Source organism: Clostridium peptidivorans (assembly GCF_900205925.1).
GTDB classification, from domain to species: domain Bacteria; phylum Bacillota; class Clostridia; order Clostridiales; family Clostridiaceae; genus Clostridium_AK; species Clostridium_AK peptidivorans.
The window spans coordinates 115,145-141,720 of record NZ_OAOD01000007.1 but is presented as its reverse complement, the minus strand read 5'-3'; the positions used below and the strand labels follow the sequence as shown (position 1 = coordinate 141,720).

25 protein-coding genes and 2 riboswitches are annotated in these 26,576 nt (G+C 31.1%); of the genes, 22 read left to right on the top strand and 3 right to left on the bottom strand.

Translation table 11 applies throughout. The features are described 5' to 3' along the window. The 3 genes from CRN98_RS08210 to CRN98_RS08200 form a co-directional block, all read left to right on the top strand. Positions 1 to 433, top strand: a 433-nt coding sequence (locus CRN98_RS08210) for an electron transfer flavoprotein subunit alpha/FixB family protein (RefSeq protein WP_143331285.1), incomplete at its 5' end; no start/stop codon positions are given. Between the two features lie 298 nt (positions 434 to 731). Next, positions 732 to 1,175: a GNAT family N-acetyltransferase gene (locus tag CRN98_RS08205; protein WP_097026946.1), complete on the top strand. Its 444-nt coding sequence runs from the start codon at positions 732 to 734 to the stop codon at positions 1,173 to 1,175. Between the two features lie 62 nt (positions 1,176 to 1,237). Beyond that, positions 1,238 to 1,741, top strand: a complete 504-nt coding sequence (locus CRN98_RS08200) for a GNAT family N-acetyltransferase (protein WP_097026945.1) — start codon at positions 1,238 to 1,240, stop codon at positions 1,739 to 1,741. A 103-nt stretch (positions 1,742 to 1,844) separates the two neighbouring features. On the opposite strand, the gene CRN98_RS08195 is transcribed toward CRN98_RS08200, so the two are convergent. Further along, positions 1,845 to 2,459, bottom strand: coding sequence for a 3'-5' exonuclease (locus CRN98_RS08195; RefSeq protein ID WP_097026944.1), 615 nt, complete (start codon positions 2,457 to 2,459; stop codon positions 1,845 to 1,847). Between the two features lie 224 nt (positions 2,460 to 2,683). Here CRN98_RS08195 and serC point away from each other — a divergent pair, with 224 nt between their 5' ends. The 10 genes from serC (at position 2,684) to CRN98_RS08145 (ending at position 15,269) form a co-directional block, all read left to right on the top strand. Continuing rightward, positions 2,684 to 3,769 (top strand): 3-phosphoserine/phosphohydroxythreonine transaminase, encoded by a 1,086-nt coding sequence (gene serC / locus CRN98_RS08190; protein WP_097026943.1) that lies wholly within the window; start codon positions 2,684 to 2,686, stop codon positions 3,767 to 3,769. Between the two features lie 348 nt (positions 3,770 to 4,117). Next, complete coding sequence (locus tag CRN98_RS08185; RefSeq protein WP_097026942.1) at positions 4,118 to 5,836, top strand: methyl-accepting chemotaxis protein; 1,719 nt, start codon at positions 4,118 to 4,120, stop codon at positions 5,834 to 5,836. A gap of 285 nt (positions 5,837 to 6,121) precedes the next feature. Then, a complete protein-coding gene (gene nuoE, locus CRN98_RS08180; protein ID WP_097026941.1) occupies positions 6,122 to 6,601 on the top strand; it encodes an NADH-quinone oxidoreductase subunit NuoE in 480 nt (159 codons plus the stop codon). A 57-nt stretch (positions 6,602 to 6,658) separates the two neighbouring features. Next, positions 6,659 to 8,554, top strand: coding sequence for an NADH-quinone oxidoreductase subunit NuoF (locus CRN98_RS08175; RefSeq protein WP_097026940.1), 1,896 nt, complete (start codon positions 6,659 to 6,661; stop codon positions 8,552 to 8,554). Between the two features lie 21 nt (positions 8,555 to 8,575). Beyond that, on the top strand, positions 8,576 to 10,351 hold the full coding sequence (locus CRN98_RS08170) for an NADH-dependent [FeFe] hydrogenase, group A6 (protein WP_097026939.1): 1,776 nt from the start codon (positions 8,576 to 8,578) through the stop codon (positions 10,349 to 10,351). 109 nt (positions 10,352 to 10,460) lie between these two features. Beyond that, positions 10,461 to 10,639: riboswitch (cobalamin riboswitch) on the top strand. Between the two features lie 268 nt (positions 10,640 to 10,907). Beyond that, entirely contained in the window at positions 10,908 to 11,426 is a 519-nt protein-coding gene (gene cobO / locus CRN98_RS08165) for a cob(I)yrinic acid a,c-diamide adenosyltransferase (protein ID WP_097026938.1), read from the top strand. Positions 11,427 to 11,469: 43 nt separating this feature from the next. Next, positions 11,470 to 11,656, top strand: a riboswitch (cobalamin riboswitch). 139 nt (positions 11,657 to 11,795) lie between these two features. Further along, a complete protein-coding gene (locus CRN98_RS08160; protein ID WP_097026937.1) occupies positions 11,796 to 12,797 on the top strand; it encodes an ABC transporter substrate-binding protein in 1,002 nt (333 codons plus the stop codon). A 2-nt stretch (positions 12,798 to 12,799) separates the two neighbouring features. Further along, complete coding sequence (locus tag CRN98_RS08155) at positions 12,800 to 13,888, top strand: FecCD family ABC transporter permease (RefSeq protein ID WP_097026936.1); 1,089 nt, start codon at positions 12,800 to 12,802, stop codon at positions 13,886 to 13,888. After that, positions 13,888 to 14,661 carry an ABC transporter ATP-binding protein gene (locus tag CRN98_RS08150; protein WP_097026935.1) on the top strand — a complete coding sequence of 258 codons (774 nt, stop codon included), beginning with the start codon at positions 13,888 to 13,890 and terminating at the stop codon, positions 14,659 to 14,661. Before CRN98_RS08155 ends, CRN98_RS08150 begins: the two co-directional genes overlap by 1 nt. A gap of 305 nt (positions 14,662 to 14,966) precedes the next feature. After that, positions 14,967 to 15,269, top strand: a complete 303-nt coding sequence (locus tag CRN98_RS08145; protein ID WP_097026934.1) for a DUF2325 domain-containing protein — start codon at positions 14,967 to 14,969, stop codon at positions 15,267 to 15,269. Positions 15,270 to 15,573: 304 nt separating this feature from the next. Here the strand turns inward: CRN98_RS08145 and CRN98_RS08140 are convergent, their stop codons facing one another. Together CRN98_RS08140 and CRN98_RS08135 are read right to left on the bottom strand one after the other, a co-directional pair. Further along, positions 15,574 to 15,888: a hypothetical protein gene (locus CRN98_RS08140; RefSeq protein ID WP_143331284.1), complete on the bottom strand. Its 315-nt coding sequence runs from the start codon at positions 15,886 to 15,888 to the stop codon at positions 15,574 to 15,576. Between the two features lie 250 nt (positions 15,889 to 16,138). Next, positions 16,139 to 17,326 (bottom strand): MFS transporter, encoded by a 1,188-nt coding sequence (locus CRN98_RS08135; RefSeq protein WP_097026932.1) that lies wholly within the window; start codon positions 17,324 to 17,326, stop codon positions 16,139 to 16,141. Between the two features lie 503 nt (positions 17,327 to 17,829). Between CRN98_RS08135 and CRN98_RS08130 the strand changes: the two genes are divergently transcribed. From CRN98_RS08130 to malQ, 9 genes are all read left to right on the top strand, one after another. Then, complete coding sequence (locus CRN98_RS08130; protein WP_097026931.1) at positions 17,830 to 18,381, top strand: DUF5317 family protein; 552 nt, start codon at positions 17,830 to 17,832, stop codon at positions 18,379 to 18,381. Positions 18,382 to 18,418: 37 nt separating this feature from the next. Then, positions 18,419 to 18,886, top strand: coding sequence for a hypothetical protein (locus CRN98_RS08125; protein WP_097026930.1), 468 nt, complete (start codon positions 18,419 to 18,421; stop codon positions 18,884 to 18,886). Next, positions 18,887 to 19,555 carry an accessory gene regulator ArgB-like protein gene (locus tag CRN98_RS08120; protein WP_097026929.1) on the top strand — a complete coding sequence of 223 codons (669 nt, stop codon included), beginning with the start codon at positions 18,887 to 18,889 and terminating at the stop codon, positions 19,553 to 19,555. Continuing rightward, positions 19,552 to 19,686, top strand: a complete 135-nt coding sequence (locus tag CRN98_RS08115; protein WP_097026928.1) for a cyclic lactone autoinducer peptide — start codon at positions 19,552 to 19,554, stop codon at positions 19,684 to 19,686. The genes CRN98_RS08120 and CRN98_RS08115 overlap by 4 nt, the downstream gene beginning before the upstream one ends. Before the next feature lie 77 nt (positions 19,687 to 19,763). Then, the gene (locus tag CRN98_RS08110) at positions 19,764 to 21,485 is read left to right on the top strand and encodes a bifunctional diguanylate cyclase/phosphohydrolase (RefSeq protein ID WP_423237091.1); all 1,722 of its coding nucleotides are present in this window, start codon (positions 19,764 to 19,766) and stop codon (positions 21,483 to 21,485) included. A 235-nt stretch (positions 21,486 to 21,720) separates the two neighbouring features. Then, positions 21,721 to 23,100 (top strand): ABC transporter substrate-binding protein, encoded by a 1,380-nt coding sequence (locus CRN98_RS08105; RefSeq protein WP_097026926.1) that lies wholly within the window; start codon positions 21,721 to 21,723, stop codon positions 23,098 to 23,100. Between the two features lie 91 nt (positions 23,101 to 23,191). Next, a complete protein-coding gene (locus CRN98_RS08100; protein ID WP_097026925.1) occupies positions 23,192 to 24,034 on the top strand; it encodes a carbohydrate ABC transporter permease in 843 nt (280 codons plus the stop codon). A 2-nt stretch (positions 24,035 to 24,036) separates the two neighbouring features. Further along, positions 24,037 to 24,870 (top strand): carbohydrate ABC transporter permease, encoded by an 834-nt coding sequence (locus CRN98_RS08095; RefSeq protein ID WP_097026924.1) that lies wholly within the window; start codon positions 24,037 to 24,039, stop codon positions 24,868 to 24,870. A 41-nt stretch (positions 24,871 to 24,911) separates the two neighbouring features. Next, positions 24,912 to 26,384, top strand: coding sequence for a 4-alpha-glucanotransferase (malQ, locus tag CRN98_RS08090; protein WP_097026923.1), 1,473 nt, complete (start codon positions 24,912 to 24,914; stop codon positions 26,382 to 26,384). Positions 26,385 to 26,576 lie beyond the last annotated feature (192 nt).

The window sequence follows — 26,576 nt, the reverse complement described above, 5'->3', positions numbered from 1 at the left end:
ATCTGACATCAGAACTAAGACTGAAGAAGTTGTTAAATTAGCTAAGAGTGTAGCTGATATAACTGAAGCTGAATTCATCGTATCTGGTGGTAGAGGAGTAGGATCAAAAGAAAACTTTGCATTACTTCAAGAATTAGCTGATGTTTTAGATGGAAACATAGGAGGATCCCGTGCTGCTATAGATAACGCTTGGATTGATAAAGCTTACCAGGTAGGACAAACTGGTAAAACAGTTAGACCTAAGATATACATTGCAGTAGGTATTTCCGGAGCTATTCAGCATTTAGCTGGTATGCAGGATTCTGACTTTATAATAGCTATAAATAAAGATGAAGGCGCTCCAATCATGCAGATAGCTGATGTAGCATTAGTAGGAGACTTCAAGAAAGTTGTTCCTCAACTAATAGCTCAAATAAAAGAAGCTAAAAACTAGCATTTATAATACATGATTGAAGCAATAAGAGTCAAAAATCCATAGTTTTCATAAATAAATATTTTAACTCAAAGTATTTTTATTTGAGTTTTCAGTGTTAAAAACCCCTATGCCTAAGGTAAGCATAGGGGTCTTTAATTTCAATAAAATGGAGGAGGATAAATTGGTAAGAAGATTGTAGAAGGTAACTAAATTAATAAATATAGAAAACTTTGGAAATAAACAAGGTTCTGCTATACTATTGATTAAGGAAGGATGAAAAATTCTGTAAAAACCTTGTGGGCAAGGAGGTATGGAAATGGAAACGAAAATAATTTTGGAAAACAAAAAGCAGTTTCTTGATTTATTGTTATTGGCAGATGAAGAAGAACATATGATTGATAAGTATCTAGCTCGTGGTGAGATGTTTGCGTTATATGATGGTGATTTAAAAAGTATCTGCGTGGTAACCCAAGAGGATAATAGCACATATGAAATAAAGAATTTAGCCACATATGAAAAATATCAAGGTCAAGGTTATGCAAGAGCACTTGTAAAATACATTTTTGAGTACTATAAAAATAAATGTAAAACTATGTTTGTTGGCACAGGTGATAGTCCCATTACGATTCCATTTTATGAAGGGTGTGGATTTAGAATTTCACATAGGGTTAAAGACTTTTTTGTCAATAACTACAAGTATCCAATTTTTGAAAATGGTGTACAATTAACGGATATGATTTACTTGAAAATAGATTTATAAAGGAGATAATTATTCGAGCAGAATCTGAGGCACGCATTATATAATGAGTCGGGAGTGGTAAAATGATAAATAGAATTTATATAGAAAAATTCCTATCAGACGAAGATTTTAAACATTATTTTAGCTTAGTTTCTAATGAAAAAGTAATGGCAATGGTTACAGAAAGAGCAATTCCATTGGACGAAGCAAGAAGTAACTTTAAACTATTATTAGAAAGGAATAAAAGACACAAAGATTTTGGAAGTTTTAAAGTTTTTGAAACAACCACAAATAACTTTATAGGTTTAGCAATGTTGAAAATAAACGAAAATGACTTAAGTGAAGCAGAACTTGGATATTTATTACTTCCTGAATTTTGGAGAAATGGATATGGAAGTGAAATTGCAAAATTATTATTAAATAAGGCTGAAGAGGTAAAAGTATTACATCGAATTACAGCAATAATAGATCCAAATAATATAGCATCAAAAAAGATATTATTAAATAATGGTTTTATTTCAGAAAAAATATGTGAAATTGATGGTTTACCAGGAGAAATACTTAGTAAAGCCATATATATATCTTGAGTGCCACCCACATGACAAGTGGGAAGTTTATATACAGGTATGAGGCAAGTACCATAATATGGTTGCCTCATATCTTTTAAGATTAATGCCAGTGTAGAGTATTCTAAATACCCATAACCATATTAGTAAAATACTTTGGGGGAATGTATCCTTTTTTTATTCCCTCTGTGACTAATAAATATGTAGCTGTGGTATCAAATCTAGCATCATGAAAGTTCCCTGTTTCATCAAAAAGTTTTTTACTTAAGACATCTATATGGGAGTGCTTTATGTTAAGAAACTTTAGGGCTTCTTCAAGTCTAGGGGCTTTAATGTTATCATGGCTATTTTTTAAATTGCATATATTCTTATAATAATTCATAGTACAAAATATATGGTTATAATTTAAGTCTTCTCCACAACCTTCTAACTCGGAGGTCAAAAACTTTATATCAAAATTAACATTGTGACCTATCAAAATATCAGCAGTTTGAAAGTCTGTTGCAAATTCTTCTAGGCAATCTTCGAAATATTTACCGTTACTTAATTCATATAGCTTTTCAACGCTAAAGCCATGAACTTTTTCTGCACTTGGCTCTACATATTCTACGGTGAAGAAAATATTTTTACCAAGGGTTTTGTTAGGCTTTAGACTGGTATCAACGAGAATATAGCTGAGCTGACATATGCTTCCTGGTCTTAAACCCGTTGTTTCTGTATCAAAAAATATCATTTTCATATTCAAAATTCCTCCTGGGGTTGCTTACTTATATATTATAGTAAAGTGTAGAGCAAGTGACAAGAGTGTAGCTTGGGGCCAGACCCCTGGGAAAAATAGGTAGTAATAATGATTTTTTAAAATAAATAAATTTAATAATATATATATTTAGAGTAGTACACAATATGAATTTTATACTATAATATTATAAAACAAGGTGCAAAAAACAAAAGGGGGGCTTTTTTATGTCAAGAGTATATAACTTTTCTGCAGGTCCGGCTGTATTACCAGAGGAGGTACTTAAAGAAGCAGCAGAGGAAATGCTAGACTATCATGGTATTGGTATGTCAGTTATGGAGATGAGTCATCGTTCTAAAGCTTTTGAAGAGATTATTGGAGGGGCGGAAAAATCATTAAGGGATTTAATGAGCATACCGGATAATTATAAAGTGTTGTTCCTTCAAGGGGGAGGATATCAACAATTTGCAATGATTCCAATGAATTTAATGAAAAATAAGGTTGCAGATTATATTAATACAGGACAATGGGCTAAAAAGGCATTGTTAGAAGCAAAAATATATGGAAAAGTTAATGTAATAGCCTCTTCAGAAGATAAAGATTACTCATATATACCTAACTTAAAAGGTTTAAAGATTTCTGATGATGCAGATTATGTATATATATGCCATAACAATACAATTTATGGAACTAAATATAATGAATTGCCGGATACAGGTGATAGAATATTAGTTGCGGATATGTCTTCAGATATTTTATCTGAGCCTATAGATGTAACTAAATATGGTCTTATATTTGCAGGAGCTCAAAAGAATATAGGACCTGCCGGAGTTGTCATAGTAATAATTCGGGAGGATTTAATTACTGAAGATGTGTTGCCAGGAACTCCAACTATGTTAAAATACAAGACTCATGCAGATAATAATTCCTTATTCAATACTCCACCTGCATATGGAATATATATATGTGATAAAGTATTTAAATGGATTCAAAACAAAGGTGGACTAGAAGCAATGAAGAAAATTAATGAAGAAAAGGCTGCTATACTATATGAATACCTTGATTCAAGTAGCATGTTTAAGGGAACAGTTGTAAAGAAGGATCGTTCTTTAATGAATGTACCTTTCATAACTGGCTCAGATGAATTAGATGCTAAGTTTGTAAAGGAGGCTAAAGCAGCTGGGTTTGAAAATTTAAAGGGACATAGAACTGTTGGTGGAATGAGAGCAAGTATATACAATGCTATGCCAATAGAAGGTGTAAAAGCTTTAGTTGAATTTATGAAAAAATTCGAAGAAGAAAATAAAAAATAAGTTCCACTCATGTGACAAGTTAGAAGATATAAAGTTTTAATTTTATAATATAAATAATATTTAAAATCTATAGGCTAGCCTCTAATATAAATAGGCTAGCTTTTTATATTACTATAAGATATACTCATAAATTTTAGGTATATTATACTTGTTGAAAAAATAGATATTTCAGAAGAGTATATATAACCTTAGAAAAATTTGAAACATTGCATAAAAAAGGTTAAACTTATAAAGAAATGAAAAATTATCATCTTTAGATTAATATGTATAAAGAAAATATTAGTCTGATAGATAATATAGTATAGGATTTTTAAGCCAAGATTTTGAAAAAAGAGGGGAAATAATAAAATGAAATTTTTAAATGATTTAAGTGTAAAGAAAAAACTTAATATAGTATTTGCAATAATATGTATTTTTATAGTTTTAATTGGAGCAGAAGGAATATTAAGTTCTGCCAAAATAAGTAAAAGCGCAAATGATATGTATAGTAATAACTTGATATCTATTAAAAATTTAGAAGAAATAAAGGGAAATCTAAATGAAATTAGAGCTAATATGATTAGAATTGTTTATGAGAAGGATAGATCAAAATTAAATGAACAAATAAAAACTGTAGATGATTTAACAAATAAAGATATAATATTGCAACAGGAATATGAAGCTTTAGCTGACATATCAGAGGAAGAAGAAAAAGCTTATAAGAATTATAAAAATAATTTAGAAAAATATAGAGAAGCACGAGAGAAGGTTGTAGAACTTGTAAAAGCTAATAAGTATGATGAGGCAGTTAAATTATATAATTCAGGTGTAGCTCCAATAATAGATACTATGTTTGAAAACATAAAAAAGTGTGTTGAAATAAATGAAAGTTTAGCAAAACAAGATAACATAAATAATATAGCTCAATTTAGCAAGATTACGAAGATAACTATAATTTATACACTAATAGCATTTTTAATTATAATATTCATAGCACACATATTAATTAAAAATATAATGAATCCATTAAATAAGATAAAGGATTTAGCACAAAGGTTGTCAAATTATGATTTGAGTGAGCCAATTGATATTACAAGAAAAGATGAATTTGGACAAACGGGTGTGGCTTTAAATATAGCACAGGAAAATGTAAGTAATTTAGTAAAAGTAATTATGGAAAATTTACAGGAAGTAAATGCATCTTCTGAAGAACTTTCAGCTACTGTGGAGGAATTAGCTACAAAGGCAGAAACTATTGATGAAGCAGTAGATAATATTGCTACGGTTATGCAAGAGTCCAGTGCTACATCAGAGGAAATAAGTGCATCTGCTCAAGAGGTAGATTCAAGTATCAATGTACTTTCTTCTAAAGCTATGGAAGGAAGTAATAATGCAAATGAGTTTAAAGAAAGGGCTAAGGAAGTTAAAAATAAAAGTCAAGAGGCCATAGATGAAACGAGAAGATTATACATTGAAAAACAAAAAAATATGCTAAAGGCTATAGAAGATGGAAAGGTAGTAGATAGTATAAAAGTCATGGCAGATACTATAGGGAGTATAGCAGGGCAGACCAATCTTCTTGCTTTAAATGCAGCTATAGAAGCAGCAAGAGCTGGAGAACAAGGAAGGGGCTTTGCAGTGGTAGCGGAGGAAGTAAGAAAACTTGCAGAGCAATCAGCACAAGCAGTAATAAATATTCAAGATACTATTGCTAAAGTTCAGCAAGCATTTAAAAGCAGCATTGAAACAGGCAGTGATATATTAGAATTTATTAATACACAGGTACAAAAGCAATTTGATGCATATGGGGAAACTGGTGATCAGTATTATAATGACTCGGATTTTGTAAGTAAAATGTCTGAAGAAATTGCAGCTATGGCAGAAGAAATTACGGCTACAGTAGAGCAAGTTAGTGAAGCTGTACTAAATATGGCACAGGCATCACAAAAATCAAGTGGAGAAGCAGAAAGAATAAAAATCAGTATGGATGAAAACACAAAAGCGATAGAACAAGTAGCAATAACAGCACAAAGCCAAGCAGAACTTGCTCAAAGATTAAATGAAACAGTTCAAAAGTTTAAGATTTAAGTAAGGCTGAAGTTTGAGTGTCAGCCACATAGCAAGTTGTAAGAATAAAAGTTATAATACAAGCAATATTTTAAATTTATAGGCTAGCCAGATATTAATAGCTAGTCTTTTTTTAGTAACTTCAGTAGCAAATAGCTTTGGAAAATACATAATTTATTTATAAGCTTAATAGGATATTCAACTTAAAATTGGAAAAACTATTAATTGATATTTCTCTAAAATATATTTGGTGTATAACAATTAATAATTTATATATCCAAATAAAATAACAAGGAGGCTTGTATAGTGTGCTCACAAAACTTATCTAATGAAAAATTTAAGCAACTAGAAGATTTTATCAAAAATGTACCAAATGACCGTAGTTCTTTAATTGAAGTCTTACATAAAGCACAAGAAATATTTGGCTATCTCCCTGATGAAGTTCAGGATTTTGTTGGAGAAAAATTACACGTCCCTACAGCTTCAGTATACGGTGTTGTAACCTTTTACTCATACTTCACTACAGTGCCTAGAGGCAAATATGTTATAAATATATGTACTGGAACGGCTTGTTTTGTACGAGGAGCTGCAGATATTTTAGGTGAATTTGAAAGAAGGTTAAACATATCCGCTGGAGAAACTACCCCAGATAAAAAATATACTATTGAAACCCTTAGATGTGTAGGTGCATGTGGACTTGCACCAGTAGTAACTGTTAACGGCAAAGTTTATGGTCATTTTAAAACCAATGATGTAATTAAAATTTTAGAAGAGCATTCAGAATAAGTAGATATCAATTAATAATTGCTATCTACCTAAGAAAACAGCGAGGAGGATTTAACCTTGGATAAAATTAATTCTTTTCAAGAACTTATGAAAGCTCATGAGGATTTTACGCAATTACTTAAGCTTAGAAAATTCTCTCATGAACAAGAGTTAGCTGTAGAGCATATTAGATGTAAACGTGAAATATTAGTTTGTGGCGGAACTGGTTGTCAATCTGCTGAGAGTGCACATATTATTGACAACTTGGAGGCTAAGATAAAAGAGGCAGGCTTATGTGATGAAGTAAAAGTGCATGTAACAGGCTGCTTTGGTTTTTGTGAAAAAGGTCCTATTGTAAAAGTTGACCCTGATAATGTCTTTTATGTTCAGGTAAAACCAGAAGATGCTGAAGAAATAGTACAGCAGCATTTACTTAAAGGTAATATGATTGAAAGATTATTATATGAAGAGCCAACTTTAAAACAAAAGGTTAAGAGACAAGATGAAATGTCTTTTTATAAAAAACAGTACAGAATTGCACTGAGAAACTGTGGACTTATAAATCCTGAAGATATAAGAGAATCAATTGCTGAAGAAGGTTACATGGCCTTAGGCAAAGTTATTACTACCATGTCACAAGATGATATTATTAAACTAATCTCTGATTCTGGGCTTAGGGGACGTGGAGGTGGAGGTTTCCCTACAGGTGAAAAATGGGGATTTGCTAAGAAATATGATGCTGATCAAAAATATATTATATGTAATGCAGATGAAGGAGACCCCGGTGCTTTTATGGATCGTTCCATATTAGAAGGTGATTCTCATAGTGTTATAGAAGCTATGGCTATTGCTGGATATGCTATAGGTGCATCCTTAGGGTATATATATATAAGAGCTGAGTATCCATTAGCTATTAATAGACTTAAAACAGCTATTAATCAGGCTCGTGAATGTGGTGTTCTAGGTAACAATATTTTGGGAACTGACTTTAGTTTCGATGTAAGACTAAAATATGGTGCCGGTGCCTTTGTTTGTGGGGAAGAGACTGCTCTTATAAACTCAATTCAAGGATATAGAGGAGAACCTACGAATAAACCGCCATTCCCTGCTGAAAGTGGTCTTTGGGGCAAACCTACCAGTGTTAATAATGTGGAAACCTTCGCTTGCATACCTGCAATTATAAATAAAGGTGTAGAATGGTTTAGGTCCATAGGGACAGAAACCTCTAAAGGAACTAAAGTTTTTGCTCTAGCAGGTAAAGTTAACAATGTTGGATTAGTTGAAGTGCCAATGGGAACTACTTTAAGAGAAATAATATATGATATTGGCGGGGGCATTAAAAATGGACGTAAATTTAAAGCAGTTCAAACTGGTGGACCTTCTGGAGGATGTATTCCTGCTTCTCTTTTAGATACACCAATAGACTACGAGTCATTAAATTCTATAGGGTCTATGATGGGATCTGGTGGAATGATTGTAATGGATGAAGATAACTGCATGGTAGATATTGCAAAGTTTTATCTTGAATTTACTTTAGAAGAATCCTGTGGTAAATGCACTCCTTGTAGAATAGGAAATACTAGATTATACGAACTATTAGAAAAAATAGCAAAAGGTAGAGCAACAGAAGAAGATATAGTTAATTTAAAGGACCTTGGTCAAATTGTTAAAGATACTTCTCTTTGTGGACTTGGTCAAACATCTCCAAATCCTATTTTAAGTAACTTAAAGTATTTTGAAGAGGAATTTAATGCTCATATAAGAGATAGGTGCTGTCCTGCTGGAGTATGTAAGGAGTTATTAATGTATGAAATTACGGATAAGTGTATAGGGTGCACTCGTTGTGCTAAGATCTGCCCTGTTACCTGTATTAGTGGAAAAGTTAAAGAACTGCATGTTATTGATCAGGAAAGATGCATTAAATGTGGCTCATGTTTTGAAGTGTGTCCTGTAGATGCCATAATACGAAAGTAATACGTAAGAGAGGTGATAAATTTGAATTTAGTAACTTTAACTATAAATGACAGAAAAATAGAAGTACCTGAAGGAATTTCTATTCTAAAAGCTGCGGAAAAACTTAATATATGTATACCAACTTTATGTCACGCTAAGCTTCATGATGATAGAACCATAAATGAGCCTGGTTCTTGCAGGATATGTGTAGTAGAGGTAGAAGGACGCAGAAATTTAGCTCCTGCCTGTTCTACTCCTGTGCGCGATGGAATGGTTATAAAAACAAATTCAATTAGAGCTGTAAGAGCACGTAGAACTATACTAGAACTCTATCTTTCTAATCACCCTAAAGAATGTTTGCTATGTGAGAAAAACCTTCATTGTGAACTTCAAGCTCTAGCAGGAGAACTAGATATCCGTGAAATTAGATATGAAGGTAAAATGGCCAATTATGAAATAGATAATTCAAGTTACTCAATTATAAGAGATCTAGATAAATGTGTTTTGTGTAGACGATGCGAAACTATGTGTAATGAAGTTCAAACCTGTAGAGTTTTGTCTGGAATTAATAGAGGGTTTATAGCCAATGTAGCCCCTGCCTTTAATGCGCCAATAGCTGAAACAAACTGTACTTTCTGTGGCCAGTGTGTTGCGGTATGTCCAACTGGAGCTTTAACAGAAGTAAATTTTATGCCTAATGTATGGGATGCTATAAATTCTAATGATAAAATAGTGATTGTAGAAACTGCCCCAGCTATAAGAGCTGCTCTCGGAGAAGAATTTGGATTAGAACCTGGTACCCTAGTAACCGGAAAGATGGTATCTGCTTTACGTGCTCTAGGATTTGATTATGTTTTTGATACAGACTTTGCAGCTGACTTAACTATAATGGAAGAGGCTAGTGAATTTATACATAGACTAGAACATGGTGGTAGATTACCTATACTTACAAGTTGCTGTCCAGCATGGATAAATATGTTAGAACATGACTATCCTGACATGCTAGATGTCCCTTCAACTTGTAAATCCCCACATCAAATGCTTGGGGTTATAGCTAAAACATATTTTGCAGAGAAAATGAGTATAGATCCCAAAAAAATAGTGGTAGTATCTGTTATGCCTTGTCTTGCCAAAAAATATGAGGCTGCAAGAGATGAATTAAAACATGATAATTTAAGAGATGTAGATATTGTAATAAGCACTAGAGAATTAGCAAAAATGATTAGAGAAGCAGGTATTGACTTTAATTCGTTAGAAGATGATGATTTTGACAATCCACTAGGAGAGTCCACTGGAGCTGCAGTTATCTTTGGAGCTTCTGGTGGAGTTTTGGAAGCAGCTGTCCGCACTGCTTATGAGTGGATTACTGGAGAAACAGGTCCAGCATTACAATTCCACTCCATTAGAGGATATGAAGGATGCAAAACAGCAACAGTTAAAGTAAAAGACATGGATGTGAATGTGGCAGTAACCAATGGGCTAGGTAACGCCAGAAAACTACTTGAATCTATAAAAAGTGGTGAATCTCCTTACCATATAATTGAAATCATGGCATGTCCAGGTGGTTGTATTGGTGGCGGTGGTCAGCCATATATTTACGGGGATACTGATATATTTAAGAAGAGGATAGAGGCTATTTACAAAGAAGATGACAATAAAGAGATAAAAAAATCTCATGAAAATCCTTGTATTCAAAAGCTTTATAGGGAATATTTAGGTGAGCCTTATGGTGAAAAAGCTCATGAGCTGCTTCATACTCATTATGTTGACCGTAAATATCAAAAGATGAAAAAGAGTAACTTAAGTAATATTGAGTAATATATTGTAAAATGATGTAATATTTTGATTATGTTATAAATTAAATGAAGATTTAGAAAAAATTATTGACAAATGAAATTTTTATACTATAATGAGAATTGTAAATAAAATTAAATAATCAAATATAGGTGCTAATATTTTATTAGTGAAAAGGGAAGCAGGTGTAAATCCTGCACGGTCCCGCCGCTGTAACAGAGGAGCTTTATTAAATTGCCACGGAAGTTTCCGGAAGGGTAGATAAAGCTGTGATACTGAAGTCAGAAGACCTGCCTATATTTTTAGTACACTTAACTCTACGGAGAATAGAGAAGGTGTTTTTGTTTTGCATAAATAAAAGCCCTTCTTACTTTGATAGAGTTAAGAGGGCTTTTTATTAGTTCAATTGTGGACTATATAATAAAAAATATTAGTCCGAGCAGTTGAACATCAAAGGTTCTTCTCAATGGAGATGATTTAATAATTATCCCAAGAACTTTGTTCTAAGGAGGCCTTAATTAACAAAAAATTATTTATATACATAGTTAAAATTACGAGTTTTGCAAAGGAGGTATATTTTGTGAGTAATAAAGGATATATCCAAGTTTATACAGGTAACGGAAAAGGAAAGACTACTGCGGCTTTAGGATTAACTGTAAGAGCTGTATGTTCAGGTAAAAAAGTTTTTATGGGGCAATTTGTAAAAGGCATGAAGTACAGTGAATTGAAGTCAGTGGAATATTTACCTAACTTTACAATTGAGCAGTATGGGAAGAATTGTTTTATATATAATGAACCAACACAAGATGATATAGATAGAGCTGTAAGAGGTTTTAAAAGATGTGAAGAAATAATAACATCAGGAGAGTACGACATAATAATATTAGATGAAATAAATATAGCATTATTTTATAAATTATTTACAGTTGAAGAAGTTATAGATATATTAGATAAGAAGCCAGAAAGTACTGAAATAATTTTGACAGGAAGGTATGCACCACAGGAGATTATAGATAAAGCTGATTTAGTTACCGAGATGGCAGAAATTAAACATTATTATTATAAAGGAGTAAAAGTCAGAAGGGGAATAGAAAATTAATAAAAATAGATATGATTTATAATATGGTAAAATCATTTTATAAAACTAAATAGAAAAAATGGGTTTAATATGTATGTAATACTTATTAATTAAAAGGGAAGTGGGTTTGAATCCCACGCGGTGCCGCCGCTGTAATAGAGGAGTTCCTTCATTATGCCACTGGGAAACTGGGAAGGCTGAAGGAATGTTGATGCTTAAGCCAGAAGACCTACCTATTTTTACATAACTAAAACTCTACGAGCAATAGGGGGTGTTGAAATTTTAAAAATTACTTATTTCGATGAATAGCCTCTTAATTTAATGTTAAGGGGCTATTATTATTTTGCAGAAAAATTATTTTATAGGGATGGATAAGGAGAGAATTTTTAAATGAAAAAAATAATAGGTATAATTTTATCAATATTTATGGTATTTGGAATAACTGGGTGTGGCAATAAAGATACAGCTAATACGTTAAAAACAGAAAAAAATAATAATCAGTCATCACATTATCCTGTTACAATTACAACTTATAATTATGCTAAGCAGCCTGTTAAAGTTACATTTAAAGAATCACCAAAAAAGGTTCTTGCAGTATATCAAAACTCAATAGAAACATTACTAGCATTAGGATTACAGGATAAAATTATTGCGGCATCAGGATTAGACCATGACGTTAAGGATGAATATAAAAGTGCTTTTAATAAACTAAAATACTATGAGAAGGTACCTGGAAAAGAAGAGGTTATTGGATTGCAACCTGATTTTATATTAGGCTGGTATTCTGTATTTGGAGAAAAAAAGCTTGGGGATGTAGCTTTCTGGCACGAAAGAGGTATAAATACATACATGTCACAAAACAGTGGTGTTATTAAACCAAATACTTTGCAAAATGAATATGATGATATTTTAAATATAGGCAAAATTTTCGATGTGGAAGATAAGGCTAATGAAATAGTTAACACAATGAAAAAGGAGATTGAAAAGGTAAAGGACTTTAGTAAAGGAAAAGAAAAAGTTAAAGCAGTTATTTTGGAAGTGAAAAAAGAAGGAGTATATAGAATTTATGGAGAAGATAGCATAGGTGGCGATATTGCAAAGCAAGTTGGAGCAGATTTAGTAGCAAAATCAAATGGTACAATAGGAAATGAAGATTTGGTAAGGCTTAATCCAGACGTAATTTTTACTGTTTACTATGGAAAGGAAATTGATAGAGATAGTGCATTAAAAAAAATTATGAACAATCCAGCACTTTCAAGCGTTTCAGCGATAAGATCAAAACGTGTTAATCCTATAATGTTAAGTGAAGTTTATTCCAGTGGTATAAGAACTTTGGATGGCATAAAAACAATTTCAAAAGGCTTACATCCTGAGTTGTATGGGAATAAATAAAAATGAAAATAATTAGTAAGAATAACAGAAAAAATAGTTTTCTCAATGAAACATCTGCTTATACAGGTGTTTATATTGTGCTTATAGGTATCCTGATTTCTTCTATATTAATAACTGTAACTATGGGCTCCGTTGATATCTCTATAAAAGATGTATATGAAATTATAATGTACAAACTATTTGGCATTGGTAATGCTGAACGTTTATCTAAAGGGCCTGTACACGATATTGTGTGGTTTGTAAGGCTACCAAGAATCATCTTGGCAGTTACTGTAGGCATAGGACTTTCAGTATCTGGAGTAATTATGCAGGCAATTGTAAAAAATCCTCTGGCAGATCCTTATATATTAGGAGTTTCATCAGGAGCATCTTTAGGGGCTACGCTAGCCATTATGCTTGGAATAGGTGTTTTTTTTGGAAGTAACTATGTAGGTATATGTGCTTTTATAGGAGCATTTGCAATATCAATACTTGTATTAACCCTTGCAAATGTAAATGGAAGGGCTAATTCAACAAAGCTTTTGCTTGCAGGTATGGCATTAAGTACTGTTTGCTCAGCATTTTCAAGTTTTATTGTATATTTATCTAATGATAGAGATGCTGCGCCAACTATAATGTATTGGTTAATGGGAAGCGTTGCAGGTGCGAGATGGGAAAATATAAGAATAATTTTCCCACTTGTAATAGTAACCACATTGTTTTTTATTACTCAATATAGAACTTTAAATTTGATGCTACTTGGTGATGAAGTTTCTATAACTTTAGGTACAGACATACATAAATATAGACAAATTTATCTTTTAATTACATCTATCATAATTGGTTTTATAGTATATTCATCAGGCATTATTGGATTTGTTGGACTTATAATTCCACATCTTGTAAGAATGATATTTGGAACAGATCATAAAAGGGCTATTGTGCTATCAGCATTAATAGGGGCTATATTTTTAGTTTGGGCAGATGTTTTATCCAGAAGTATAATACAAGGAAGTGAACTACCAATAGGAATACTAATTTCTATGATAGGTGCCCCAACTTTTATATATCTTATGATAAGTAAATCATATGGATTTGGAGGGAATGGCTGATGGAGGTAAAAACTTTAAAGGTAGAAGCTAATTTAGGCAAAAGTCACATTTTAAAGGGAATCAGTATACATGCAAAGGAAAAAGAATTTGTAGGCATAATAGGACCTAATGGCAGTGGTAAAAGTACACTTTTAAAATGCATATATCGAACATTACAGCCTTCAGCAGGAACTATATTTTTAGATGATAAAGATATTAAGGAATTTTCAATGAAGGAAAGTGCAAAAAAAATGGCTGTAGTATCTCAGCATAATAATTATAATTTTGATTTTACTGTTTCAGATATAGTTTTGATGGGAAGATCTCCACATAAAAGGTTTATGGAGAAAGATAATGTGAAAGACTACGAAATTATGGAAGAGTCTTTGGAAAGAGTAGGGATGACAGATTATGCTAAACGAAGTTTTTCGAGTTTATCAGGTGGAGAAAAGCAAAGAATAATTCTTGCAAGAGCATTAGCACAAAAGGCACATTGCCTTATTTTAGATGAACCTACAAATCATCTCGATATAAAATATCAACTTCAATTTATGGCTACTGTAAAAAAACTTGGTATTACTGTTATATCTGCTATTCATGATTTAAACATTGCTGCCTTATATTGTGATAAAATTTATGCTATAAAAGATGGAGAAGTTGTAAGCTTTGGAACGCCAAAAGAAGTATTAACTAAAGAACTAATAAAGTTTTTGTATGAGGTTGATGTCAAAATCATAGAGAATGAAGAAACTGGTATATTAAATATTATTTATAAGCCATTTTGTTTAAAGTAATAAAATGATTACGTTTTAAGAAAAATTTTTAATTTAGTACACTAAAATAACCTAAAGGTATTTACAATCATAAATAAAAGTAGTATAGTAATGGTGTAAATGATATTGAATATTGTTATCAATTGATAAATATATAGATACAAGTTATCTATATATTTATTTTAAGATCATATTGATAATGAGTATCAATTGGTAAGTTTTTAAGTGATAAAGTATTTAAAGCAGAAGAATCATATTTATGGATAAAAGTATAAACTATAATTCAAATTAAATTATGTATTAATAAGAGAGGAAAGAGGGATTGTATGAGCATTTTGGTTATAGGAGGAGATAAATTAGGAAATATTACTCATAAATTATCTGAAAATGGATTTTCGGATATACAACATATAAGCGGAAGAAAATATGGAGATAGAAAAGTAAAAATACACTGTAAAACAGATTTAGTGTTGGTTTTGATTGATTTTGTAGATCATGCATTAATGAATATTATAAAAAAAGAATCTAAGAAATATGGTATAAAAATAACATTTTCTAAACGTTCATGGATACATATGGAAAATAATATTAAAAATAGCATTAAGGAGATATCCAATGTTTTGGAATGATTTATTCAAAGAGATAGTTGGTAAGAAGCATAAAAGCATAAGTTCATCAAATAATGATTATTTAATTCAAAGAAGCACCCAAATACCGATGCAGCTATGAGTTCTGAGGAAAAAAGTACTATGGCGTGGCAGCTGGAATTCTTGGGCAGCATGTAATGTAGGGCAAAGCCTCGGCATGGCAATCGTATCCTTTATGTTTTGCAGGTATATTTGCTTCAATTGAGATAGGTAAGATAAAGAGATAATAGTATGGCATCCAATAAAGGCTAGTCTAGTAAAAAAGGCTAGCCCTTGTGTTTTTACTCTATTTAACTGGACTAAGCTGTAAGCCTCTAGATGCAGGTGGAACTTGAACAGGAGTATATAACAATATTCGGACCACTACAGTTTCTCCTGGAGGTATTAAGAAAGCATTTTCTTCATTATCTCCCCAGAAGTTTAGGAGAGCACTATCGTCATCTGTACTTATGCCAGTTGTTTCATAGTTAAATGCGTGAATATTAGAAGTGGGCCAAGAAGCATATTGAAGTTTAGTTGGGGGAACTGGTGGTGGATTAAAAGCAGGACCATTTACAGTATTCAGCCAGTAAGCCTGATTGACATTTTTAATGTTGAACATAAGTATGGAATTTGCATTGTAGAAAGCATTGAACAAGCAATTAAAAGCTCTATATTTCTGATCTTAAGGCGCTTTAAAAGGAAGAGATATTAGAGCTTTTTTGCGAAGCGAACGGTTGCATGATTTATAGAAATCTATGATTTCGTTATAAATCAGCACATCTCAGATTAATGAGATGTTTCATTGATTATGCAAATTTCATACGCCACGTTCAACATTACTTTAAAATGTCGTACTTTTTCTATAGTGTTTAATTAGATAATGTAGCACCAGCTTCTGTTTTTTTCAAATCTACCTGAGGTATAGGTAAACTAATACTTATTATTGTTGCAATAATAGGTATAACTGCAAGGGAAGAAATTGCTGTATGAATACTGTAGTTATCAGAAATCCATCCTAGTATAGGTGCAAATATACCTCCAATACTTACAGCCAGGCCTAAAGTAACTCCAGATGCCAAGCCGACATGATTTGGCAAATACTTTTGTCCATAAACTACCATAGGACTATAAGGTGCATATAATCCCATTGCTATAGGGATTAGCATTAAAGTCGCTAGTTTAACATTTTGAATATTAATAAAGATAAATAAAAGAGGTATAAGGGATGCATATCCTATTATAATTATTTTTCTATGACCAAATTTATCTGCTAAACGTCCAGCAGCAAGGGTACTCATGGCCCCAGTAACAATTAATATGGTAAGTGCGGTACTACCTGCAGTTTTAGATTGCCCAAAGACGTTTATCCAATAAAGTGGAAGAAAAGTATTAAAACCAAAAAATATAACAGATCTACAGGAAATTGCTGCTCCAAGACGGAGGAAGGAATTCCACTCATCCTTAACTGCTTCAGAGGAATTTGATGCTCTGCCAGTTTTAGTGCTTTCATATTTATATAAGTCAGATTTTTTTACAAATAATATTAATGAGATTATTACAGCAGGCAGAATTAGAAGTATAGAACCCTTTAAACCTAATAATAGTATGATTGAAGTAGTAAGTATAGGGCCTACAGCAAATCCCATATTACCACCAGCAGCAAAGGTACTTACACCTGTTCCCTTTTTTTCACCAGACATACTGTTTACTATACGAGTACCTTCTGGGTGAAAAGCAGCATTACCTATACCGCTAATAGCTGCTGCAATTAATATAAGTGGGTAGCTTGGAAGTACACCTACAAGTCCAACTCCAATTCCTGCAAATAAAACTCCTAAAGGCATTAACCAAGGAATAGAAATTTTATCAGCATAAAATCCAAAAAGCGGCTGAATTATTGAAGAACTTATATTTGCTGCAAACACCAAAGTTGCAGCAGCAGCATAGCTTAAATTACGATTGGATATTAAAAATGGAAGCATTGCAGGCAGTGCCCCTTGAAATATATCCACTATAAAATGGGATGAGGCCAGCAAGCCTATGTAACGTTTGTTCATTTTATCGCCCCTTAAATTTTAAAATATATTTTATATACCTATGCAACTATTATAATATAATTTAATAGCTAAATGAATGGCATAAATTAACTATAAAGTTATGAAAAGCACAAGAGTATAGTAATATCAAAATATAATGATATAGGAATTGAGTAAAGTTAATTGTAAAATATCAGATGCAGAGTGCATTATAATAAAAATTTTTTGATCATTGTAAATTTTCCAACATTCAATTAAGTTTTATTGTTTAATCATCGATACTAAATATTATAATACTAAATATTATAATTTTTATGTACATTTAATATTATTTTAATGTTAGGTATAAATTAGTGATATAAAAATACCATTTCTTTTAACAAATAAGTAGAATAAAGTAAAAAAAATTGATATAATAGCTTTAAATAGTAAGGTAAATATGAGATAATAAGGATATGATTGCAAGTAGAGGATAATTATATAAATAATATTTCAATTTACAATAGAAATGCGAGATTAATAATATGATAGAAGTTATATTGATAGCACTGTTAATTGCAAAAATAAAAGGATATAATTTAAAACCATTTTTTAAATCATGGGCTATGTATCCCATATTCATATATGAGGTAATATATATTTTTTTGCAAACCACCATTTTTTTAGGTGATTATAGATTTGTAGAATATGCAAGTATAATAAAATCAATTTATCTATACTTATATTTGATTCCTATTATAAAATATAAAAAATACTATAGTGCCATTATTGGATCTATATTTATTTTTATTGGAAGTACTCTAAATAATGTTGCTATAAAAGTTAATAATGGAAGTATGCCTGTATTTCCTACATTATCCTATTGGACAGGCTATGTAAAAGAAGATTCTTTTATAAAAATCAATGACATGCATGTATTGGGAAATTCAGGGACAAAGTTAAAGTTTTTAACAGATATAATCGATATTGGATATAGTATTTTAAGTATTGGTGATATATTTATAAGATGTTTTGCATTTATAGTTATTTTTAACGTAATTAAAGAGGTAAATAAGGAAATAACTCAAATCAATTGAATATGATAGTTTATAGTTATTAAAGGAGAAATGAAATATGTTAGAACTAACCCCTATGGAATTTTTTGCACGAGGCTTACCAGAAGCACTTTTGTTTATTTTTGGGGTATATGCATTTTCAAAAAGTTTTATTAATATTAAAAAGTACATAATATCAAGTGTTTTATATGCTTTGGTGGCATACATTGTTAGATTTCTTCCTATACATTATGGTGTACATAGTATAATAAATGTTTTTGTACTTATTATAATTACTGTTAATATAAATAAGATTGACTTAATTTCATCAATACAATCAGCTATAACTGTAATAATTCTGCAGTTTATATGTGAGGGAATTAATGCATTTATAATACAGTATATTTTTAAAGTTGATATAAATTATGTATTTAACGACCCAGTTTTAAAAACATTATATGGAATTCCATCCATTATAGTTTTTGCATGTGTTGCAATAACATACTATATAAGACTATTAAGAAGAAAAGAGTTGAAATGTATTTAAATGGAGAATTTATCAAATAGCATTGCAAATAAAGTAGCAGCAGAATTAAACATGGATAATGATAAAAAAGAAGTCATTGCTTATGGAGCATTTGCACTGTTACAGACTTTTTTTTCCATACTTCTTGTTAGTATATTTGGCTTCATATTTCATGTTGCTATTGAAGCACTAATAGTACTATTTACAGCAAGTATACTTAGGAAATACTCAGGAGGGGCTCATGCAAGTTCACCAGGCAATTGTACTTCTATTGGAGTAATTATATGCATTGGACAAGCTTTGCTAATATCTTTTATAGTAAATGTTTGGTTAAATTTTAAAATAGCTTTAACTTTAGAATTAATGGCATTGGTATGGTCTTACTATATGATATATAAGCTAGCTCCTGTTGATAACCCATCAAAGCGTATTAAGAGTGAAGAAAAAAGAAAACGAATGAAAAAGGGATCTTTTATAATTTTAAGTATTTATTTCATAATTGTTATATTTATAATGATATTATATTTTAATATAAAAAAAACAGCACTTCTTGTATATGCACTATGTATAATTGGAGGCATAGTGTGGCAAGTTTTTACTCTTACTAAAAGTGGACACTTAACATTAGCTAAAATAGATATATTTTTAAAATATCTATTAAATATAAAAAAGGAAGTGAAAATAAAATGAAAAAACTAAACTCTAAATTTTTAGCTTTAATTGCAACACTAACTACTCTTGTTGCAGCTTCTGTAGCTACATCTGCATGCTCTTGGTTTTCATATCAACCTGAAGAGCCAAAATGTCTTAGAGACGAATAGTATAATGACGAATAGTATAATAAGGTGAAATTTTTTCACCTTATTATACTATTTTTACAGTAAAGTTGAGGTAGTTGATAATGTCAAATTTTGAAATTGATAAACATAAAAGAATATGCGAAATACTGTCAATAGTAAAAATCTCATCATTATTATTTTCAGGTATAGCTTTTCTAAGAAGATATTTTAATAATAATGATTCTATGATGGCAAATGTAAAGAGCTACTATAGTTATTTGTCTTATGCAATCTTTATAATGCTGTTATCTCTAATTTATATTATATGGACATTTGCAACAGTGAAAAAAAATAATATAAAGCACAATATGATTATACAAATAATTGAAAACATGGTATTTGTATCGATGTTTTTCGCTGCAATACTTATCTCGGGTGGATATAAAAGTAGCTACAAATTTCTATTCTTATTTATCATAATAACTACCACTATACAATCAGGCATGAAACAAGGATTAGTAATAGCATGTATTTCTTCAATCATAATATTGACAATAGATATTGTTAGCATACAAGGTGTAGAAGTAAATCAATATTTTGAGAATGATTTAGTAATAGCCGGAATTTTTATTCTTACGGCATGGCCGTTGGGGTTTTACGTAAAGATAGAAAATGAACACATTAAGGAACTTCAAAGATTAGTAAATGAAGATGGACTTACTGGTGTGTACAACCATAGATTTTTTCATGATGTATTAAGAGAGAAAGTGATGTCATATGAAAATGAGAATAAGCCTATTTCTATGATATTTATTGATATAGATTATTTTAAACATTATAATGACCTTTATGGACATCAAAAGGGTGATGCGGTACTTAGAAGTATAGGGTCAATATTGAAAAATAGTGTAAGAAAAGATGATATTGTTGCTAGGTATGGGGGAGAAGAGTTTTCAATAATATTACCCAATACTTTAGAAAAGGATGCAATTAGTATTGCGGAAAGCATAAGATGTAAAATAGAAAAAGCTTATTTTGAAGGGGAGGAAAATCAGCCAAATGGTAAGATAACAGTTTCCATGGGAGTTTCTGTTTATCCTGATAAAGCAAAAAGCGATGTTGAACTTATTAAAAGTGCAGATGATGCCCTTTATCGAGCTAAGTTTTTCAATAAAAATAGGGTTGAATGCTATACTTCTATACTTGATGAATTAAAAAATGATATAGAGGAAAGACATATAGATCTTGTTACATCTATAAAAACTTTGATAAGTGTTATTAACGCAAAAGATAGATATACATATGGACATGTTGAAAGGGTAGTAATTTACAGTAAGATGTTGGCCAACAAGCTAGGGCTTGACGAGGAAGATAAGAAAAGACTTATATATGGAGCTTATATGCATGATATTGGCAAAATAAATATTCCAAAAGAAGTATTAAATAAAAGAATGTCATTAACTAATGAAGAATGGGAAATGCTTAAAGGCCATCCATTAAATGGAGTGGAAATAATAAAACCTGTTGAATCACTAAGAGATATTTCGCCACTTATACTTCATCATCATGAAAGATATGATGGGAATGGATATCCAAGTAATCTTAAGGGGGAACAGATACCGTTCCTAGCAAGAGTTTTAACAGTTGTAGATAGCTTTGATGCCATGACGTCTAATAGACCATATAATAAAAGAAAGACTTATGATGAAGCTATTGAGGAGTTAAAAAGATGTAGTGGTACTCAATTTGATCCGTTTATTACTCGGGCATTTATAGATGTGATTCTTGAAAGTAAATGCAATTTTAGATATGAGACTTCATTTAACTTAAAATCGTCTTAAAATAGTTAAATGAACTTAAAGCAGGCTAGTCAAATAAAAATGGCTAGCCTGTTTGTTATTTAGAAATTCAAGCATCTATTTGAATGAAATGTAATATATTTTAAATTTGCGAGTAATATAATATTGTAAAGATTACTTATTTGGAATCGATGCCGATAACGTTCCTAAATAAGTGGGATTTATTGTTTGCTAATATAGGAAGGCTAGTGAAATATATAAAGGGGAGGGGATCTTTGTGAAAAAGAAACTACTAGGTATAGCACTGAGTGTAGCAATGGTTTCAACTTTATTTGCTGGATGCGGAGGCGGCAAGAATACAACTCCTAATGCCAATGATACAGCTAGTAAAGCTAAGGAAATTTATTTCTTGAATTTTAAACCTGAAATTGCTCAAGTATATGATTCAATTGCTAAAGATTATGAAAAAGAAAAAGGTGTTAAGGTTAAGGTAGTTACAGCGGCTAGCGGTACTTACGAAACAACTTTAAAATCAGAGATAGCAAAATCTGATGCTCCAACTATTTTTCAAATTAATGGTCCGGTTGGTTATGGATCTTGGAAGGACTATTGTGCAGATTTGAAAGATACAAAGCTCTATAGTTATTTATCAGATAAAAGCTTGGCAGTAAAAAGTGGTGATAGCGTTTATGGCATTCCATATGTTGTAGAAGGATACGGAATCATTTATAATGATGCAATTATGAAGAAATACTTTGCACTAAGTGATAAGGCAGTTTCTATAAATTCAGCAGCTGAAATTAATAACTTTGATTTGCTAAAGAAAGTTGTAGAGGATATGACAAAACATAAGGGGCAGTTGGGTATTAAGGGTGTATTTGCATCTACATCTTTAAAGGCAGGAGAACAATGGAGATGGCAAACTCATTTGGCAAATATTCCTTTTTATTATGAATTTAAGGATAACACCAAATATGACAATACAGTTTTAGCAGGTCTTTCAGAAGATAAAATTGAATTTAAATATGCAAATAACTACAAAAACATTTTTGATTTATACATCAATAATTCTGGAACAGATAGAAAGCTTTTAGGAAGTAAATCTGTAGACGATTCTATGGCAGAATTTGCTCTTGGCAATGTAGCAATGGTTCAAAATGGTAACTGGGCATGGTCACAAATCAAAGGTGTACAGGGTAATACTGTAAAGGAATCTGATATTAAATTTTTACCAATTTATACAGGTGTAGCTGGCGAAGAAAAGCAAGGATTATCAGTTGGAACAGAAAACTATTTTGTAATTAATAGTAAGGTTTCAAAAGAGAAACAGGATGCATCTGTTGCATTCCTTGAATGGTTATTCTCAAGTGAAACAGGTAAAAAATATGTAGCAAAGGATTTGGGATTTATTGCTCCATTTAATACGTTTAATGATAATGAAAAGCCAGCAGACCCATTAGCAAAGGAAGTTTTAGCTTGGATGGAAAAGGACACTACTTCTGTAGCATGGACATTTGCAGCATTCCCAAGTGAAGATTTTAAGAATTACTTTGGTGATGCGCTACTTGAATATGCTCAAGGCAAGAAAGACTGGAATGAAGTTGTAAAGGTAGTTAAAGAGGCTTGGGCATCAGAGAGAGCAAAAAAAACAAAATAATAATTTCTATAGAAAATTAAAATAGCTATGGTGAGTCTTAAGAGTTAATTATGACTCACCATTTTAAAACTAAAATTTAGGAGAAGATAATGTGGAAAAGAAGTTAAAAAAATATTTTCCTATTTTTATCCTTCCTACATTAATAGCATTCTTTATAGCCTTTTTTATACCATTTATTTTAGGTATGTATTTATCCTTTACAGAATTTACAACAGTAATGGATGCTAAGTGGGTAGGTTTAAACAATTTTGTTAAAGCTTTTCAAAATAAAGAATTTTTAAATGCTCTTTGGTTTACTAGTAAATTTGCTGTAGTATCTGTTATAACAGTAAATATATGTGCGTTTATCTTAGCATTATTATTAACTAGAGGCAAAAAAGGTTCAAATTTATTTAGGACAATATTTTTTATGCCTAACTTAATAGGTGGAATTGTATTAGGTTATATATGGCAATTAATTATTAATGGTGTATTATATAAATTTGGAGTAACCTTGACCTATGATGCTAAATATGGCTTTTGGGGACTTGTTATTCTTATGAATTGGCAATTAATAGGATATATGATGATTATTTATATAGCAGGAATTCAAAATGTACCTACAGATTTGATCGAAGCAGCAAAAATAGATGGAGCTAGTGAATTAAAAATATTGCAAAGGGTTATAATACCAATGGTTATGCCAGCTATTACAATATGCTTATTTTTAACAATATCCAATTCATTTAAATTATTTGACCAAAACTTAGCACTTACTGCAGGTGCTCCATCTAAAAAAACAGCAATGCTGGCACTGGATATTTATAGCACATTTTATGGTAAGGTGGGTTCTGAAGGTGTGGGACAAGCGAAAGCAGTTATATTTTTTATTTTGGTAGCAATCATAGCATTTGCACAACTTATTTTTACTAGAAGTAAGGAGGTGGAAAGCTAATAATGAAAAGGAGAAAACTCATAGATAAATTAACATTTATGATACTATTAATATTATCTATTGCATTTTTGGCACCTATTTTAATAGTTTTTATGAATTCACTTAAAGGTAAATTCTTTATTAGTGATACTCCTTTCTTATTACCTAATAGTAAAAACTATGTAGGACTTACTAACTATATTAATGGTTTAACTAAAACAGGTTTTATACAAGCCTTTGGATGGTCATTTTTTATTACTGTTTCATCTGTTATAGTTATTGTATTATTTACATCCATGACAGCCTGGTATATTACAAGAGTTAAGAGTAAATTTACAAAAATATTATATTATTTATTTGTATTTTCAATGATAGTACCATTTCAAATGGTTATGTTTACTATGACAAAGGTAGCTAATGTAATACATTTAGATAATCCAGTTGGCATTATTATAATATATCTGGGCTTTTCAGCGGGATTGTCAGTGTTTATGTTCGTTGGATTTGTAAAATCTATTCCACTTGAGATAGAAGAAGCAGCTGTAATTGATGGATGCAGCCCTTTGCAGACGTTTTTTATGGTAGTATTCCCGATATTGAAGCCTATATCAATAACAGTTGCAATATTAAATACCATGTGGATATGGAATGACTACTTACTTCCATACCTTCTTATTGGCAGTGAATATAAGACGATTCCAATTGCTATTCAATATTTAAGAGGTGGATATGGTTCAATAGACATGGGAGCTATGATGGCAATGCTAGTACTCGCAATTATTCCTATTGTAATTTTTTACTTTACATGTCAAAAATACATTATAAAAGGTGTTGTATCAGGAGCAGTTAAGGGATAAATTAGATTCTTATAATACTTATGTGGTAAAGGAGGGAAGAAATGAGAAGCAGCGGAATATTACTACCAATTGCTAGTTTACCCTCAAAGTATGGAATAGGATCATTTTCCAAAGATGCATATCACTTCATAGATGAACTAAAAAAGGCAGGGCAGAGTTATTGGCAAATACTTCCCTTAGGGCCTACAGCATATGGGGACTCGCCATACCAATCTTTTTCTACTTTTGCTGGTAACCCCTACTTTATTGATTTGGAAACATTAATAGATGAAGGGTATTTAACTAAGGAGGAATGTAATGCCTATGACTTTGGAAATAACAGTCGATATATAGATTATGAAAAAATATATTTATCTAGATTTAAGATATTAAGAACTGCTTACGAGAGAAGTAGGATCAGTAAAACAAGAGAATTTAAAGAGTTTGTCAGTAAAAATGCCTATTGGCTAGAAGACTACGCACTTTATATGTCCGTTAAAAATCATTTTGGCGGCAGTAGTTGGAGCAAGTGGGAAAATGATATTAAAGCGAGAGAAACATCAGCAATAGAAAGATTTAAAAATAAGTACGTAGATGAAATTACATTTTATAAGTTTTTGCAATTTGTATTTACTTTACAATGGTCAAAATTAAAAAGCTATGCTAATAAATGTGGTATTAAAATTATTGGAGATATCCCAATTTATGTTGCTTTTGATAGTGCAGATGCCTGGTCGCATCCAGAATTATTTCAACTTGATGAAAGTAGGAATCCAATTGCAGTAGCAGGTTGTCCGCCAGATGCATTTTCAAAGACGGGACAATTGTGGGGGAATCCTCTTTATAATTGGGAGAATCATAAAAGTACTTCTTATGCTTGGTGGATTCAAAGAATTTCTTATTCTTTAAATTTATATGACGTTGTACGTATAGACCATTTTAGAGGATTTGATGAATATTATTCTATACCATATGGAGAAGCAACAGCAGAAAATGGCATATGGAAAAAAGGACCTAATTATGCCATTTTTAAAGAATTAAAAGATAAGCTTGGCAGCTTGAATATAATTGCTGAAGATTTAGGATTCCTAACAGAAAGTGTTTTGGATCTTGTAAAGAAAACAGGATATCCAGGAATGAAAGTGTTAGAATTTGCTTTTGATTCCAGAGAAGAAAGTGATTATTTGCCGCATAATTATTGTGGAAATTCTGTGGTGTACACTGGTACTCATGATAATGAAACTATTTTGGGATGGTATGAAAATCTTAATTTTCAAGATAAAAAGCTTGCCATGGACTACTTGGATATTACTAATGATAAAGATGTTAATTGGAAATTTATTAGAGCAGCTCTTTCAAGCGTTGCCAATTTGGCAATTATACCAATGCAAGATTATTTAGGATTAGGTAATGAGGCAAGAATTAATAAGCCTTCAACAGTTGGTGATAACTGGAGATGGAGACTGCTTAAAGATGAATTTAATGATAAATTGATATACAAAATACGAAAGATTACAAAATTATATGGAAGATAAAAAGGGATGATAGTTATTGAAGCAATTATCAATCATTTTTTTGTGAATTAGTAATAGGACAATCAACAAAGCTAATTTAATGGAATAAAAGGGATAAGTTAAGAAGTATTGACATAAAGTTTTAATTGTGATATATAAAAACTAAGGGTTAGCACTCGATGAGCGAGAGTGCTAATAGAAAATTTTAAAATA

Coding starts and splice junctions, on each gene's coding strand:
- CRN98_RS08145 (WP_097026934.1), top strand. CDS start 14,967: ATGAGCATTTTGGTTATAGGAGGAGATAAATTAGGAAATATTACTCAT.
- CRN98_RS08120 (WP_097026929.1), top strand. CDS start 18,887: ATGGAGAATTTATCAAATAGCATTGCAAATAAAGTAGCAGCAGAATTA.
- CRN98_RS08130 (WP_097026931.1), top strand. CDS start 17,830: ATGATAGAAGTTATATTGATAGCACTGTTAATTGCAAAAATAAAAGGA.
- CRN98_RS08115 (WP_097026928.1), top strand. CDS start 19,552: ATGAAAAAACTAAACTCTAAATTTTTAGCTTTAATTGCAACACTAACT.
- CRN98_RS08205 (WP_097026946.1), top strand. CDS start 732: ATGGAAACGAAAATAATTTTGGAAAACAAAAAGCAGTTTCTTGATTTA.
- CRN98_RS08135 (WP_097026932.1), bottom strand. CDS start 17,326: ATGAACAAACGTTACATAGGCTTGCTGGCCTCATCCCATTTTATAGTG.
- CRN98_RS08160 (WP_097026937.1), top strand. CDS start 11,796: ATGAAAAAAATAATAGGTATAATTTTATCAATATTTATGGTATTTGGA.
- CRN98_RS08150 (WP_097026935.1), top strand. CDS start 13,888: ATGGAGGTAAAAACTTTAAAGGTAGAAGCTAATTTAGGCAAAAGTCAC.
- CRN98_RS08185 (WP_097026942.1), top strand. CDS start 4,118: ATGAAATTTTTAAATGATTTAAGTGTAAAGAAAAAACTTAATATAGTA.
- CRN98_RS08155 (WP_097026936.1), top strand. CDS start 12,800: ATGAAAATAATTAGTAAGAATAACAGAAAAAATAGTTTTCTCAATGAA.
- CRN98_RS08125 (WP_097026930.1), top strand. CDS start 18,419: ATGTTAGAACTAACCCCTATGGAATTTTTTGCACGAGGCTTACCAGAA.
- serC (WP_097026943.1), top strand. CDS start 2,684: ATGTCAAGAGTATATAACTTTTCTGCAGGTCCGGCTGTATTACCAGAG.
- CRN98_RS08095 (WP_097026924.1), top strand. CDS start 24,037: ATGAAAAGGAGAAAACTCATAGATAAATTAACATTTATGATACTATTA.
- malQ (WP_097026923.1), top strand. CDS start 24,912: ATGAGAAGCAGCGGAATATTACTACCAATTGCTAGTTTACCCTCAAAG.
- CRN98_RS08140 (WP_143331284.1), bottom strand. CDS start 15,888: ATGTTCAACATTAAAAATGTCAATCAGGCTTACTGGCTGAATACTGTA.
- CRN98_RS08195 (WP_097026944.1), bottom strand. CDS start 2,459: ATGAAAATGATATTTTTTGATACAGAAACAACGGGTTTAAGACCAGGA.
- CRN98_RS08200 (WP_097026945.1), top strand. CDS start 1,238: ATGATAAATAGAATTTATATAGAAAAATTCCTATCAGACGAAGATTTT.